This is a genomic window from Amorphoplanes friuliensis DSM 7358 (assembly GCF_000494755.1).
In the GTDB taxonomy this organism is placed as follows: Bacteria; Actinomycetota; Actinomycetes; order Mycobacteriales; family Micromonosporaceae; genus Actinoplanes; species Actinoplanes friuliensis.
In genome coordinates this window covers 1,891,781-1,904,730 of record NC_022657.1, presented here as the reverse complement: position 1 = coordinate 1,904,730, position 12,950 = coordinate 1,891,781, and the positions used below count along the sequence as shown (strand labels likewise).

9 protein-coding genes are annotated in these 12,950 nt (G+C 70.0%); 7 read left to right on the top strand and 2 right to left on the bottom strand.

Going from position 1 to position 12,950, the window contains the following annotated elements; all coding sequences use genetic code 11:
- The first annotated feature begins 134 nt into the window (after positions 1 to 134).
- The 5 genes from aceE to AFR_RS08835 all read left to right on the top strand — a co-directional run bounded on the left by aceE (position 135) and on the right by AFR_RS08835 (position 8,031).
- On the top strand, positions 135 to 2,873 hold the full coding sequence (gene aceE / locus AFR_RS08855) for a pyruvate dehydrogenase (acetyl-transferring), homodimeric type (RefSeq protein ID WP_023359573.1): 2,739 nt from the start codon (positions 135 to 137) through the stop codon (positions 2,871 to 2,873).
- 95 nt (positions 2,874 to 2,968) lie between these two features.
- Complete coding sequence (locus AFR_RS08850; protein ID WP_023359572.1) at positions 2,969 to 5,080, top strand: methyl-accepting chemotaxis protein; 2,112 nt, start codon at positions 2,969 to 2,971, stop codon at positions 5,078 to 5,080.
- 76 nt (positions 5,081 to 5,156) lie between these two features.
- Positions 5,157 to 5,753 carry a CGNR zinc finger domain-containing protein gene (locus AFR_RS08845; protein WP_023359571.1) on the top strand — a complete coding sequence of 199 codons (597 nt, stop codon included), beginning with the start codon at positions 5,157 to 5,159 and terminating at the stop codon, positions 5,751 to 5,753.
- Positions 5,750 to 6,742, top strand: a complete 993-nt coding sequence (locus tag AFR_RS08840) for a winged helix DNA-binding domain-containing protein (protein WP_023359570.1) — start codon at positions 5,750 to 5,752, stop codon at positions 6,740 to 6,742. The genes AFR_RS08845 and AFR_RS08840 overlap by 4 nt, the downstream gene beginning before the upstream one ends.
- A gap of 35 nt (positions 6,743 to 6,777) precedes the next feature.
- Positions 6,778 to 8,031, top strand: coding sequence for an MFS transporter (locus tag AFR_RS08835; RefSeq protein WP_023359569.1), 1,254 nt, complete (start codon positions 6,778 to 6,780; stop codon positions 8,029 to 8,031).
- Positions 8,032 to 8,051: 20 nt separating this feature from the next.
- Here the strand turns inward: AFR_RS08835 and AFR_RS08830 are convergent, their stop codons facing one another.
- The gene (locus AFR_RS08830) at positions 8,052 to 9,422 is read right to left on the bottom strand and encodes a glycosyl hydrolase family 18 protein (protein ID WP_041840716.1); all 1,371 of its coding nucleotides are present in this window, start codon (positions 9,420 to 9,422) and stop codon (positions 8,052 to 8,054) included.
- A 144-nt stretch (positions 9,423 to 9,566) separates the two neighbouring features.
- Here AFR_RS08830 and gltX point away from each other — a divergent pair, with 144 nt between their 5' ends.
- Positions 9,567 to 10,976 (top strand): glutamate--tRNA ligase, encoded by a 1,410-nt coding sequence (gltX, locus tag AFR_RS08825; RefSeq protein WP_084297946.1) that lies wholly within the window; start codon positions 9,567 to 9,569, stop codon positions 10,974 to 10,976.
- A 363-nt stretch (positions 10,977 to 11,339) separates the two neighbouring features.
- Positions 11,340 to 11,999, top strand: a complete 660-nt coding sequence (locus AFR_RS08820) for a hypothetical protein (protein ID WP_041840714.1) — start codon at positions 11,340 to 11,342, stop codon at positions 11,997 to 11,999.
- 146 nt (positions 12,000 to 12,145) lie between these two features.
- On the opposite strand, the gene AFR_RS08815 is transcribed toward AFR_RS08820, so the two are convergent.
- Complete coding sequence (locus tag AFR_RS08815) at positions 12,146 to 12,910, bottom strand: hypothetical protein (RefSeq protein ID WP_148307909.1); 765 nt, start codon at positions 12,908 to 12,910, stop codon at positions 12,146 to 12,148.
- Positions 12,911 to 12,950: the final 40 nt, after the last annotated feature.

Sequence of the window (12,950 nt, the reverse complement as noted above, 5' to 3'; positions counted from 1 at the left end):
CAGTACGTGTGTCGAGCGTCGCGTAGCCGGACGGTAGGCGTGACGACAGACACCGGCAGGGGGCAGGATGGAACCATTCCCGTGCGGTTCACACAATGGGGCGCACGGTCCGACACCGACCCAGAGGAATGCCTGTGGCCACGGAACGCAAGCGCCCGGTGATCAGCGACGGCCTGCCGAGCCAGCTTCCGGACATCGACCCCGAGGAAACAGCCGAGTGGGTCGAGTCGCTCGACGGAGTCATCGACGAGGGCGGCGCCAAGCGCGCCCGCTACGTGATGTTGCGGCTGCTCGAACGGGCGCGCGAGCGACAGGTCGGTGTCCCGCCCCTGACCTCGACGGACTACATCAACACCATCTCGCCCGAGCAGGAGCCGTGGTTCCCCGGCGACGAGTTCGTCGAGCGGCGGATCCGGGCGTACATCCGGTGGAACGCCGCGATGCTGGTGCACCGCGCGCAGCGCCCGGAGATCGGCGTCGGCGGCCACATCTCGACCTACGCGTCGTCCGCCAGCCTCTACGAGGTCGGCATGAACCACTTCTTCCGGGGCAAGGACCACCCCGGCGGCGGTGACCACATCTTCTTCCAGGGCCACGCCTCCCCCGGCATGTACGCCCGGGCGTACCTCGAGGGCCGGCTCAGCGAGAACGACCTGGACGGCTTCCGCCAGGAGCTCTCGCACCCGGGTGGCGGCCTGCCGTCCTACCCGCACCCGCGGCTGATGAACAACTTCTGGGAGTTCCCGACGGTCAGCATGGGTCTCGGCCCGCTGAACGCGATCTACCAGGCGCGCTACAACCGCTACCTGCACAACCGCGGGATCAAGGACACCAGCCAGCAGCACGTCTGGGCGTACCTCGGCGACGGCGAGATGGACGAGGTCGAGTCGCTCGGCGCGATCGGTCTCGCGGCCCGCGAGGAGCTCGACAACCTGACCTTCGTCATCAACTGCAACCTCCAGCGCCTCGACGGGCCGGTCCGCGGCAACGGCAAGGTCATCCAGGAGCTCGAGGCGTTCTTCCGGGGCGCCGGCTGGAACGTCATCAAGGTCGTCTGGGGCCGCGAGTGGGACACCCTGCTCGCCAAGGACACCGACGGCGCGCTGGTCAACCTCATGAACGTCACGCCCGACGGCGACTTCCAGACCTACAAGGGCGAGTCCGGCGCGTTCGTCCGGGAGAACTTCTTCGGCCGCGACCCGCGTACGCGCAAGCTCGTCGAGGGCATGACCGACGACGAGATCTGGGGTCTCAAGCGCGGCGGCCACGACTACAAGAAGCTGTACGCGGCCTACAAGGCGGCCACCGAGCACACCGGCCAGCCGACGGTCATCCTGGCGCACACCATCAAGGGCTGGACGCTGGGCTCGCACTTCGAGGCCCGCAACGCCACGCACCAGATGAAGAAGCTGACGCTGGACGACCTCAAGGGCTTCCGCGACCGCCTCTACCTGGAGATCTCCGACAAGCAGCTCGAGGAGAACCCGTACCTCCCGCCGTACTTCCACCCGGGTGAGAAGTCCGACGAGATGCAGTACATGCTCGAGCGCCGCCGGGAGCTGGGCGGTTTTGTGCCGACCCGGCGCACCAAGCACAAGTCGCTGGCGATCCCGGAGTCGAAGACCTTCGGCGACATCAAGCGCGGCTCGGGCAAGCAGAAGGTCGCCACCACCATGGCGTTCGTCCGCCTGCTCAAGGACCTGATGCGCGACAAGGAGTTCGGTGCCCGCTGGGTGCCGATCATTCCGGACGAGGCGCGCACGTTCGGCATGGATTCGCTCTTCCCGACCAAGAAGATCTACTCCCCGCACGGCCAGACCTACACGTCGGTCGACCGGGAGCTCTTCCTGTCGTACAAGGAGTCGACGACCGGGCAGATCCTGCACGAGGGCATCAACGAGGCCGGGTCGACCGCCAGCTTCATCGCGGCCGGCACCTCGTACGCCACGCACGACGAGCCGATGATCCCGCTGTACATCTTCTACTCGATGTTCGGCTTCCAGCGCACCGCCGACGAGCTGTGGGCGGCCGCGGACCAGATGACCCGTGGCTTCCTGCTGGGCGCGACCGCCGGGCGGACCACGCTCAACGGTGAGGGCCTGCAGCACGAGGACGGGCACTCGCTGCTGATCGCGGCGACGAACCCGGCCGTGGTGGCGTACGACCCGGCGTTCGCGTTCGAGATCGCGCACATCATGGAGAACGGCCTGCACCGGATGTACGGCGAGCACCAGGAGAACGTCTTCTACTACCTGACGATCTACAACGAGCCGATCCTCCAGCCGGTCGAGCCGTCCGACGTCGACGTCGAGGGCCTGCTCAAGGGCATCTACAAATACTCTCCGGCCCCGGAGACGACGGGTCCGAAGGCGCAGGTCCTGGCCTCCGGCACCGGCATGCAGTGGGCGCTCAAGGCCCAGCAGCTGCTGGCCCAGGACTGGGGTGTCGGCGCGGACGTGTGGTCGGTGACGTCCTGGACCGAGCTGCGCCGCGACGCGATGGAGATCGAGGAGCACAACCTCCTCAACCCCGGTGACAAGCCGCGCAAGCCGTACATCGAGACCAAGCTGGAGGGCTCGGAGGGCCCGGCCATCGCGGTCAGCGACTGGATGCGGGCCGTGCCCGACCTGATCAGCCGCTGGATCCCGAACGACTACACGTCGCTCGGCACCGACGGTTTCGGCATGAGCGACACCCGGCACGCGCTGCGCCGCCACTTCCACGTGGACGCGGAGTCGATCGCCGTGGCGACGCTGCGCCAGCTCGCGCTCCAGGGCAAGGTGCCGGCGCACGTACCGGCCGAGGCGGCCAAGAAGTACGCGATCGACGACGTCAACGCCGCGCCCGTGGGCGAGACCGGCGGCGACAGCTGATCCGCAGCTGAGTGAGAAGGGGGAAGCCTGCGGGCTTCCCCCTTTTTTTCGGCCCTGATGCTCAGCGGAATCCCGATCGTGCCGAACTGTCGGACATGGGGTTCCAGATCAGCCACAAGTTGCTCGCGCTCGGTCTGGGAGGGGTGGTCAGCACGGCCGCCGTCCTCGTCGGGGTCGGCGCCTGGCAGAGCGACGCTTTTGCCGACCGGACCAACGCGCAGGTGTCCCGGCTCAACGCCGAGGACCTGAGCCAGACCACCGCGAACGTGACCCGGCTGGTCAGCTCGGTCGGTGACGAGGTGCAGAGCGGCGTCGACGGCGACATGCGGGCCGCCGGCACCCTGCTCGGCCAGCGTGGCGGGATGCGGCTCGACGGCGACACCGCCACCTGGACGGCCACCAACCAGGTGTCCCAGGCCAAGCGCTCGGTGACGCTGCCGCGAGCCACCGTCGACGGCACCTGGCTGGGCCAGAACACCGACACGAAGGCCCGGACACCGTTCGTCGACGACGTGAAGTCGCTGCTCGGCGGGGCGGTCACGGTCTTCCAGCGGATGAACGACGCCGGCGACCTGCTGCGCGTCGCGACAACCGTGCAGGCCAAGTCCGGCAACCGCGCGATCGGCACCTACATCCCGGCGGTGGGCGCCGACGGTACGCCGAACGCCGTGGCCGCCGCGATCAAGGCGGGTAAGCCGTACCGGGGTGTGGCCCAGGTCGTGGACACCTGGTACATCACCGCGTACGACCCGATCAAGGACGCCGGCGGGCGGGTCATCGGGGCACTGTTCGTGGGTGTGCCGCAGGCGGACGCGCTGAAGAACCTCACCGAGGCCATCACCGCCACCTCGGTCCGCGAGAACGGCTGGGTGACCGTCTACAGCACCGCCAAGGCCGACGCGGGCCGGGTCATCTCGTCGAGCCTCGACGGCGCCGGCGGGCTGGACGCCACCGACGCGGACGGCACGAAGTACGTCGAGCAGATCGTGGCGCAGGCACCGAAGCTCACCGGGGGCACCACCTGGGCCGCGACCTACCGGCTCCCGGGATCAGGCGGCGCCCCCGCCGGCCCGACCACCACCACCGTGGCCTTCTACGCGCCCTACTCCTGGGCCATCGCGATCGGCGGGTACGACGCCGACGCCGCGGGTGCGGTCGAGGCCGTCCACGACGGGCGCCGGAGCATGCTGACCGCGTTCCTGATCGCCGCCCTGCTGCTCGCCGTGGCCGGCGGGCTCATCGCCGCCTGGCAGGCCCGCCGGATCTCGGGCCGCCTGGGCGGACTGACCCGGGCACTGACCCGGCTCGCCGGGCGGGACCTGACGGTGTCGGTGCCGCCGAGCGGTTCGGACGAGATCGGCCGGGCGGGTGCCGCCCTGAACACGGCGGTCGCCGAGCTGCGTGGGGTGATCGTCGAGGTCTCCGGCGCCTCGGAGGGTGTCTCCCGGTCGGCCGGTGAGGTCGCCGCGACCGGTGGTGAACTCGCCTCGTCGGCGCAGGACGCCTCGGGTCAGGCCCAGGCGGCCGGTCTTGCCGCCGAGGGCATCACCCACGTGGTGCAGACCGTCGCGGCCGGTGCGGAGGAGATGGGCGCGTCCATCGGCGAGATCTCCAGCAACGCCCAGGACGCGGCGCAGGCCGGGCGTGACGGTGTCGGGCTGACCGAGACCGCCACCGGTGTGATCAGTGAGCTGCGGGTCTCCACCACCCAGATCGCCGACGTCGTCCGCCTGATCGCCGGCATCGCCGAGCAGACCAACCTGCTGGCGCTCAACGCGACGATCGAGGCGGCCCGGGCCGGCGATCTCGGCAAGGGTTTTGCGGTCGTCGCCGGCGAGGTCAAGGAACTGGCCCAGGAGACGGCCCGCGCGACCGGCGACGTCACCGCCCGGGTCGCCGCGATCGAGGGTGACACCGCCCGCGCGGTCGAGGCGATCAACGCCATCACGGCGACGATCGGGCAGGTCAACGACTACCAGACCGCGATCGCGGCGGCCGTGGAGGAGCAGGCGGCGACAACCGCCGAGATGGCCCGCAACATCAGCGAGGTGGCCACCGGCAGCCAGGACATCTCGATCGGCATCACTGCGGTCAGCGGCGCCGTGGACAGCACCCGCTCCGCGGCGGACGTGTCGCACCGGGCGGCGGACGAGCTGAACGCGACCGCCCACCGCCTGACCGAGCTCGTCGGCCGCTTCACCGTCTGAGAACGCCGGCGATCAGGCCTCCGTGAGGGTTGCCCTGCTGCCGGGCGGCCGGACGGTAACTGATAGAACCGGTTACATGCGTGTGCGACATCCGGACGGTCAGGTCTTCTCGTTCGACGCGGGAGCGTTGTGCCTCGAACTGTCCAGCATCAGCGGCGGCGAGGGCTTCCGGGCCCGGTTCGAGCTGTTGCACTCCCCCGGCGACTTCGTGCGCTGGGCCTTCGCCGGCCGGCTCGACCTCGCCGGCTGGGGCCTGCGGCCGGAGGACGTGGTGGCGACCGAGGAACACCTGGCCCTGGTCAAGCGGCTGCGCGAGGCGATCTGGGCGGGTGCCTGGGCCACCGCCACCGGATCGGCGATCGCCCGGGTGGACGCCGACGTGCTCAACGAGGTGGCGGGCGGCGCTGTGCCCGTACCGGAGATCGGTCCTGAGCTGAGGAGGACCTGGCAGCGGCCGGTCCGGGCCGATCAGCTCGCCACCCTCTTCGCGCGGGACGCGGTCACCACCCTGACCCCGCCCACCGCCACCCGGGTACGCATGTGCGCGGCTGACAACTGCGCCCTGATCTACCTCGACACGTCCCGTCCGGGGAACCGCCGCTGGTGCTCGATGGAGCGCTGCGGCAACCGGGCCAAGGTGCGCAGCCACCGGTCGCGGGAGGACCGGCCGTGACCCTCGAGGATGTCCTGCGCCGCCGGATCGAGCGGCAGCATCTCGGCACCACCAAGGCCCGGACCGTGGTCGACGCAGCTCGGCGCATCGGTGGCTTCCACGCCCAGGTCGCCTCGTCGGCGCTCGCCTCGGCGACACTACGGCTGCCGTCCGCACCCGACCTCGACAAGGCGCTCTACGAGGAGAAGACGCTGGTCCGGACGTGGGCCGCGCGGGGCACACTGCATCTGCTGCCGGCCGAGGACCTGCCGCTGTGGGTGGCCGCGATGAGCACCCGCACCCGGGAGACGACCGGCTCGTGGTTGAAGTACCACGGCGTCACGGCCGCGCAGATGACCGACATCATCGCCGCGGTGCCCGACGTGCTCGGCGCCGAGCCGCTGACCCGGGAGGAACTGGCCGGCGCGATCATCGGCGCGACGCGGCACGAGGATCTGCGCGGGCCGCTGACGCAGGGCTTCGGGGCGATCCTCAAGCCGCTGGCCTTCCGCGGGCTGCTGTGCTCGGGGCCGCCCCGCGGGCGCAACGTGACGTTCGTGGCTCCGCGCGCCTGGCTGGGCGAGTGGGCCGAGGTGCCGGCCGACGACGCGATCGACCAGCTGGCGTTGAACTACCTCGAGACGTACGGACCGGCCGAGGCCGCGGAGTTCGCTCGCTGGTTCGATCTCAAACCGGCCCTGGCGAAGAAGGCTTTCGCTCGGATCGGGGACGGGCCGGAGCCCGAGACCCCGGCCGGCGAGGACACGGTGCTGCTGCTGCCGGCGTTCGATCCGTACGTGGTGGGGAGCCTGCGACAGCTCGACCAGGTGAGCAGCGGACCCAAGTCGGCGGTTTCCCGGCCGCAGGGCTGGATCTCCCCCACGCTGGTGGTGAACGGGCGCATCGAGGGGGTCTGGGAACCGGGCGGCGACGGCCCGGTGATCACCGCCTTCGGCAAGCTCCCGGCCGCTGTCCGGACGGCTCTTCCCGCGGGGGCCACCATCATCTAGGGTCCGAGGATCTTTCGCGTTTCCCCGGGGGTTCCATGAGCGTCACGCAGGGTGCACCGGCCGCGCTGGCCGAACCGGTGGTACCCGTCCGGCGCTCCTGGATCGGCCTGCTCTTCGCGGCGAACCTGGGCCTCTGGATGGCGTTCTTCACCCCCGTCCAGGTGCTCCTGCCCGAGCAGATCAGCGAGATCGGCATCGTCGGCAAGGAAGCCGCGCTCGGCTGGGTCACCGCCCTCGGCGCGCTGGTCGCCATCGTCGTCAACCCCGCGGCCGGCGCCTTCTCCGACCGGACGCGCCTGCGGATCGGGGGCCGCGCGTACGGCCGCAGGCACGTGTGGACGCTCGGCGGCGCCGCCATCTCCTGCGCCTCGCTGCTCCTGCTCTCCGGTCAGCAGACCATCGCCGGGGTCGCGCTGGGCTGGGCCGGTACGCAGCTCGGGCTCAACATCATGCTGGCGACGCTGACCGCCGCGGTGCCGGACCGGGTGCCCGTCGGCCAGCGGGGTGCGGTCTCGGGCTGGATCGGCATGCCGCAGGCGCTCGGCCTCGTGCTCGGCGCGGTGCTGGTCACGGCCGTCGTCACCGGCGTCGCTTCGGGGTACGTGGTGATGGCTGTGGTCCTGGTCGTGCTCGCGGTGCCGTTTGCGCTGCTCACACCCGACGACCCCCTGCCGGTGGAGGCGGAACGCCCCCGCTCGAGGACGAAGATCTGGCGTGTCTTCCGCGAGAACCCCGACTTCGCCTGGGCCTGGGGCACCCGTTTTCTCGTGCAGCTCGGCAACGCCCTGGGCACGCTCTACCTGCTGTATTTCCTCACCGACCGCGTCAAATTGGCTGACCCGGACACCGGGCTGCTCATCATGATCCTGCTCTACACGCTGGGCATGGTGGCGACGGCGGTGATCGGCGGGCGGCTCTCCGACCGGTCCGGCAAACGCAAGATCTTCGTGATCTGGTCCGGTGTGGTCATCGCGGTCGCGGCGCTGCTGCTGGCGATCTGGCCCACCTGGCCGGCCTCGATGGTCGCCGCGGTGCTGCTCGGCGCGGGTTACGGCGTCTACCTGGCCGTCGACACCGCCCTCATCACGCAGGTCCTGCCCGCGGCGGTCGACCGGGCCAAGGACCTCGGTGTCATCAACATCGCCACCGCGGCCCCCCAGGTGCTGGGCCCGGCGATCGCGGCACCGCTGGTCACCCACCTCGGCGGTTACCCCACCCTGTACGCCCTGACGGCCGTCGTGACCCTGCTCGGCGCCGTGATGGTGGTGCGGATCCGCGCGGTCGACTGACCACGCGGATCCGCCTCACGTCACGCCGGAAGGGTCCAGCGCTGGTTCGTGCCGGCGAAGCACTCCCAGATCTGCAGCCGGGTGCCGTTCGCCGAGCTGTTGCCCGACGCGTCCAGGCACTTGTTGCTCACCGGGTTGCGCAGCGTGCCGTTGCTCTGCGCCTGCCACACCTGGGCGCCGGTGCCGTTGCAGTCGTAGATCTGCACCAGCGAGCCGTTCGCCGTACCGGCGGCGGCGATGTCCAGGCACTTGCCGAGCGCGCGCAGGGTGCTGTCGGACGCGACGGTCCAGTTCTGCGCGGTGGTGCCGTTGCAGTCGTACAGCTGCACGGCGGTGCCGTTGGCCGACGACGCCGCGGCGATGTCGACACACTTGCCGGCGATCCCCGTGATCGGCCCGGTACGCCCGGCCGGCGGCGGGGTGGTCGGCGGCGTCGAGCCACCGGTCGCCGTGGTGAAGATGGCACTGACCAGCGAGTTGGCGCCGGTCGCGTCCTGGGAGAGCTCCCAGTTCATCATGCCGCCGGCGTTCGCCATGGCCCACTGGGTCTTGCGGCGGACCGTCGGGAGGCCGTTGTAACACTCGTTGACACCACTGATCGTGGCGCAGTCCTGGTTGGCGAAGGCCGGGTTGGTCGCGACGATCTGGGCGTACGTCTTGTAGCCGGGACGGCTGTAGAACGGCACACCGAGGACCGCCTTGGACGCCGGCAGACCACGGTTCTTCCAGAAGTTGACGCTGGCGATCGACCAGTCGTAGTTGGCGTGGGGGCTACCGCCGTCGTACGCCATGATGTTGAGCCAGTCGACCATGCCGAAGACCGCTGGCTGGACGCCGTTGGCCGTACCGCCCTCGGAGACGACCGCGGCGGTGAGCAGCTTGCCCTGGCCGTGCAGGGCGGTGCTGAGCTGCTGCATCAGGGCCGTGTAGTTGTTGCCGGAGGTGCCCGGGTCCGGGTACTCCCAGTCGATGTCGATGCCGTCCAGGTTGTACTGGCCGACCAGGCCCATGACCGCGTTGACGAACGTGGTGCGCGAGCCGGAGTTGCCGGCCAGCGCCTCGAACGCCGAGTCGTTGCCGTCGTTCCAGCCGCCCAGGGCCAGCGAGACCTTGACGTTGTTCTGGTGACCGAGCGAGACCAGCGACTGCAGCTTGCCCGGATCCGGTACGCCCTGAAGCGTGCCGTTGGCGTTGGGCAGCACAAACGCGTAGTTGATGTGGGTCAGCTTGCTGTACTGGATGCTGTTGACGCTGCCGGCCCAGGACGGCATGTAACCGACACTCTTGAAGTTGTTCGGCAGGACGGCCGCCTCGGACGTGCCCGCGAAGGCGACCGCGCTCGTGACGACCACAGCGAACGCTGCTGCGGCTGCGGCCAGTTTTCTTTTCATGGAGACCTCTCAGTCCGGCGTGGGGGCGCCGTCGGGGATGACATCGGGCCGCCAAATCTTAAGAAGCCTTACTAATAGTCGTCAATATATGGCGTGATAAAAGGTCGCTGAAAACCGTCTCGACGAGCGCCGTACGCTGGTCGCGTGACAGTACGCGTACGCTTCGCCCCTTCTCCGACCGGAATGTTCCACGTGGGCGGTGCCCGCTCGGCGCTGCAGAACTGGATCTACGCCCAGCAGACGGGTGGGGTCTTCGTCCTGCGCATCGAGGACACCGATGCGGCCCGCAACCGTCCCGAGTGGACCGAGGGCATCATCTCGGCACTCGACTGGATCGGCATCGAACGCGGCACCTACGAAGGCCCCTACTACCAGTCGACGTACGCCGATGAGCACACCGCCGCCGCGACCCGCCTCTACGGTGAGGGCCGCGCCTACTACTGCGACTGCACCCGCGACGACGTGGTGGCCCGCTCGGGCAACAAGCACACCGGGTACGACGGCTTCTGCCGCGACCGCGCTCTCGGCCCCGGCGAGGGCCGCGCGCTGCGCTTCCGGACGCCCGACGACGGCGAGACCGTGGTGACCGACCTGGTCCGCGGCAAGCCGACCTTCGAGAACAAGCTGATCGAGGACTTCGTCATCGCCCGCAGCGACGGCTCCGCGGTCTTCCTGCTGGCCAACGTCGTCGACGACATGACCATGGGCATCACCCACGTGATCCGCGCCGAGGAGCACCTGCCCAACACCCCCAAGCAGCAGCTGCTGTGGGAGGCGCTCGGGGCCGAGCCGCCCATCTGGGCGCACGTCCCCGTCATCGTCAACGAAAAACGCCAGAAGCTCTCGAAGCGCCGCGACAAGGTCGCCCTGGAGTCCTACCGCGACGAGGGTTACCTCGCCGCCGCCATGCGCAACTACCTGCTGCTGCTCGGCTGGGCACCCTCCGGCGACCGCGAGATCGTGCCGTGGTCGGTCATCGAGGAGGAGTTCCGGCTCGAGGGGGTCAGCCACTCCCCCGCGTTCTTCGACGTCAAGAAGCTGCGCGCGTTCAACGGCGACTACATCCGCGCCCTGGACGCCGAGGAGTTCGCCGCGGTGTGCGCACCCTGGCTGGGCGGCACCGACACCATCCCGGCCCCGCCGTGGGACCCGGCCGCCTTCGACTCGACCGTGTTCGCCGCGGTCGCGCCGCTCGCCCAGACCCGCATCGCGGTGCTCAGCGAGATCGTCGAATACGTCGACTTCCTCTTCCTCGACCAGCCCGTCACCGACGAGCAGTCCTGGAACAAGGCGATGAAGGAAGGCGCCGCCGAGATCCTCGACGCCGCCGGCGCCGCGTTCGGCGCTCTCGACGAATGGGCCGCCGAGCCCCTCAAGGCCGCCCTCGAACGCGTCGGCGAGGAGCGTGGGCTCAAGCTGGGCAAGACCCAGGCACCCGTACGCGTGGCCGCCACCGGCCGCACCATCGGTCTCCCCCTCTTCGAATCACTCGAAGTGCTCGGCCGCGAGCGGACCCTGGCCCGCCTGGCCACCGCCCGCACCAGACTCGCCTGAGGTTTCGTGACCATTTCGGTACGCGTGCGCCGGGATTTCGGCGCGCGCGTACCCCACCAGGCAACATTTGGCCAGGCGCAGACGTCATAGGGGTATGAACGTCAGCAGCACGGGTGACCGGACACCCCGGGACTTGCGACGCCTGGGTACTATTCGCCCGCTGATCAGCGGCCGCCGTTCGCCACTGCAGTCGATCCCAGATAGCTCCAATTCGTCCCGGTCCGAGATGCGGCCGAGACCATCTGAGGGAAGGCTGTGAGGACTGGGCCGTGCCGGCGACGGGCCTCCACAGGCCGTGCCGACACGACCAGCGCACGTCGTACATCCACGGGGCGGGGAGGCCGGACAGTGGTTCAAGGGGTGATGGCTCGATTTCTTTCGGCGACCGGAGTGTTGGCAGCAGGTCTCGCGCTGAGCGTCGGGCTCGCCCCGGCGGTCGCCGCACAAGCTGCACCGGCCGCGCCCAAGGCGCCGGCCAAACCCACGGCGGTGCAGATCGCCGGCAAGTTCCCCGGCGACAAGATCGTCGTCCAGCAGGCCGAACGCGCTGACCTGTTCAAGCGCCTGCTCAGCGAGGTCAACTGGCTCGCCAACACCAGCCCCACCACGTCCCGGCCCCAGGCCGACAAGATGGGGCCGAAGTTTGTCGTCACCGTCCTGATCAAGGACAAGGCCAACCAGGTCTACGACCTCTACCCGAACGCCGCCGGCGGCCCTCGCGCGTACCGTCCCGCCAAGCAGCCGACGGGCAAGAAGGCCGCGGGCTGGTTCTACGGCCGCCTGACCATGTCGGAGTCGTTGCGCCTGAGCGGCGTCCCCCTCAAGGCCAAGCCCGACGTCGTCCAGGGCGGCATCGGCGGCGGCGTGGGCGAGGACGTCGCGGTGGACGAGGTGGACCCGGTCAAGAACGTCAACGGCGTGATCTCCGACTTCCGGCGGCTGTTCCTGCTGAACACCGCGGTGCTGGTGGTCATCCTGCTCGGGCTGGGCGGCATCGCGTTCCTGATCCGCCGCCGCGTCTGACCCAGCCGCACCTCACACCGGCCCGGACCGCTTTGCTGGTCCGGGCCGTTCTGTGTCCGGCCCGCACTCAGCCGGACCGTTCCGGGTTCGAGCGGCTCTTGCCGGGGGCCAGGGCCGGGGCCGGGGCCGGGGCGGCTTTGAGGATGTCAGTCGATCGGGCGGACGGGGATCTTGAAGATGGGGCAGGCGGGGGCCGGGGTGTTGCAGCGTTCGCCCACGCCGAAGGCGTCCGGGAGGCGGCGGTCCGTCGCGGCGTCGGCGGCCTCCGCGGTGCTCAGCGGTGGCTCACCCGCCTCCGCGTCGCCGGTCCCGCGTTCGCCGGTGGCCATGACCGCGACGGTGCGGCCGTCGACCACCCGGCGGGCGATCACCTCGTTGACCTGCCAGTCCACATCGTCCGTGTCGGCGTAACGGGCATATTCGACACCCGTGTCGGTGCGGTCCGGCAGGGCGCAGGCGGCCGGGTCGGCGAGCACCGGCAGGCACAGACCCGACTGTGCGTCGTAGACCGCCACCTCGACCAGTCCGCGCGGCTCACCCGCCTCGTTCAGCACGGCGTACTGCCGCCAGCCCGCACCCGAGAACGGCTCCCGCGGCACGATCCGGTAGCCCTTCGCGTCGACCTGAGGGGCCAGCACCGCCAGGACGGGATCAAGAACGTTCGACGGCCGGGGCTGGGCGACGGCCGCGGCGGCCGTCGAGCGCGCCTTCGGACCGGGCAGCAGGACCGTGGTCAGGGCATACCCGAGCAGGATGACGATGACCACCGCGGCCAGACCGGCGAGCACCACGTTGCGGGCCCGCCGACGGCGCAGCCGCTCGGCCCGCACGGCAATGTCAGCAACGGCGTCACCGGCCGGCGGCTCCCCCTCGCAGGCGCGCTGCAGGACCTCGGTCAATACGGCACTCATCGCACGCCCGTCAGAGAAGATGCCGCCGAGCGGGAAGTCG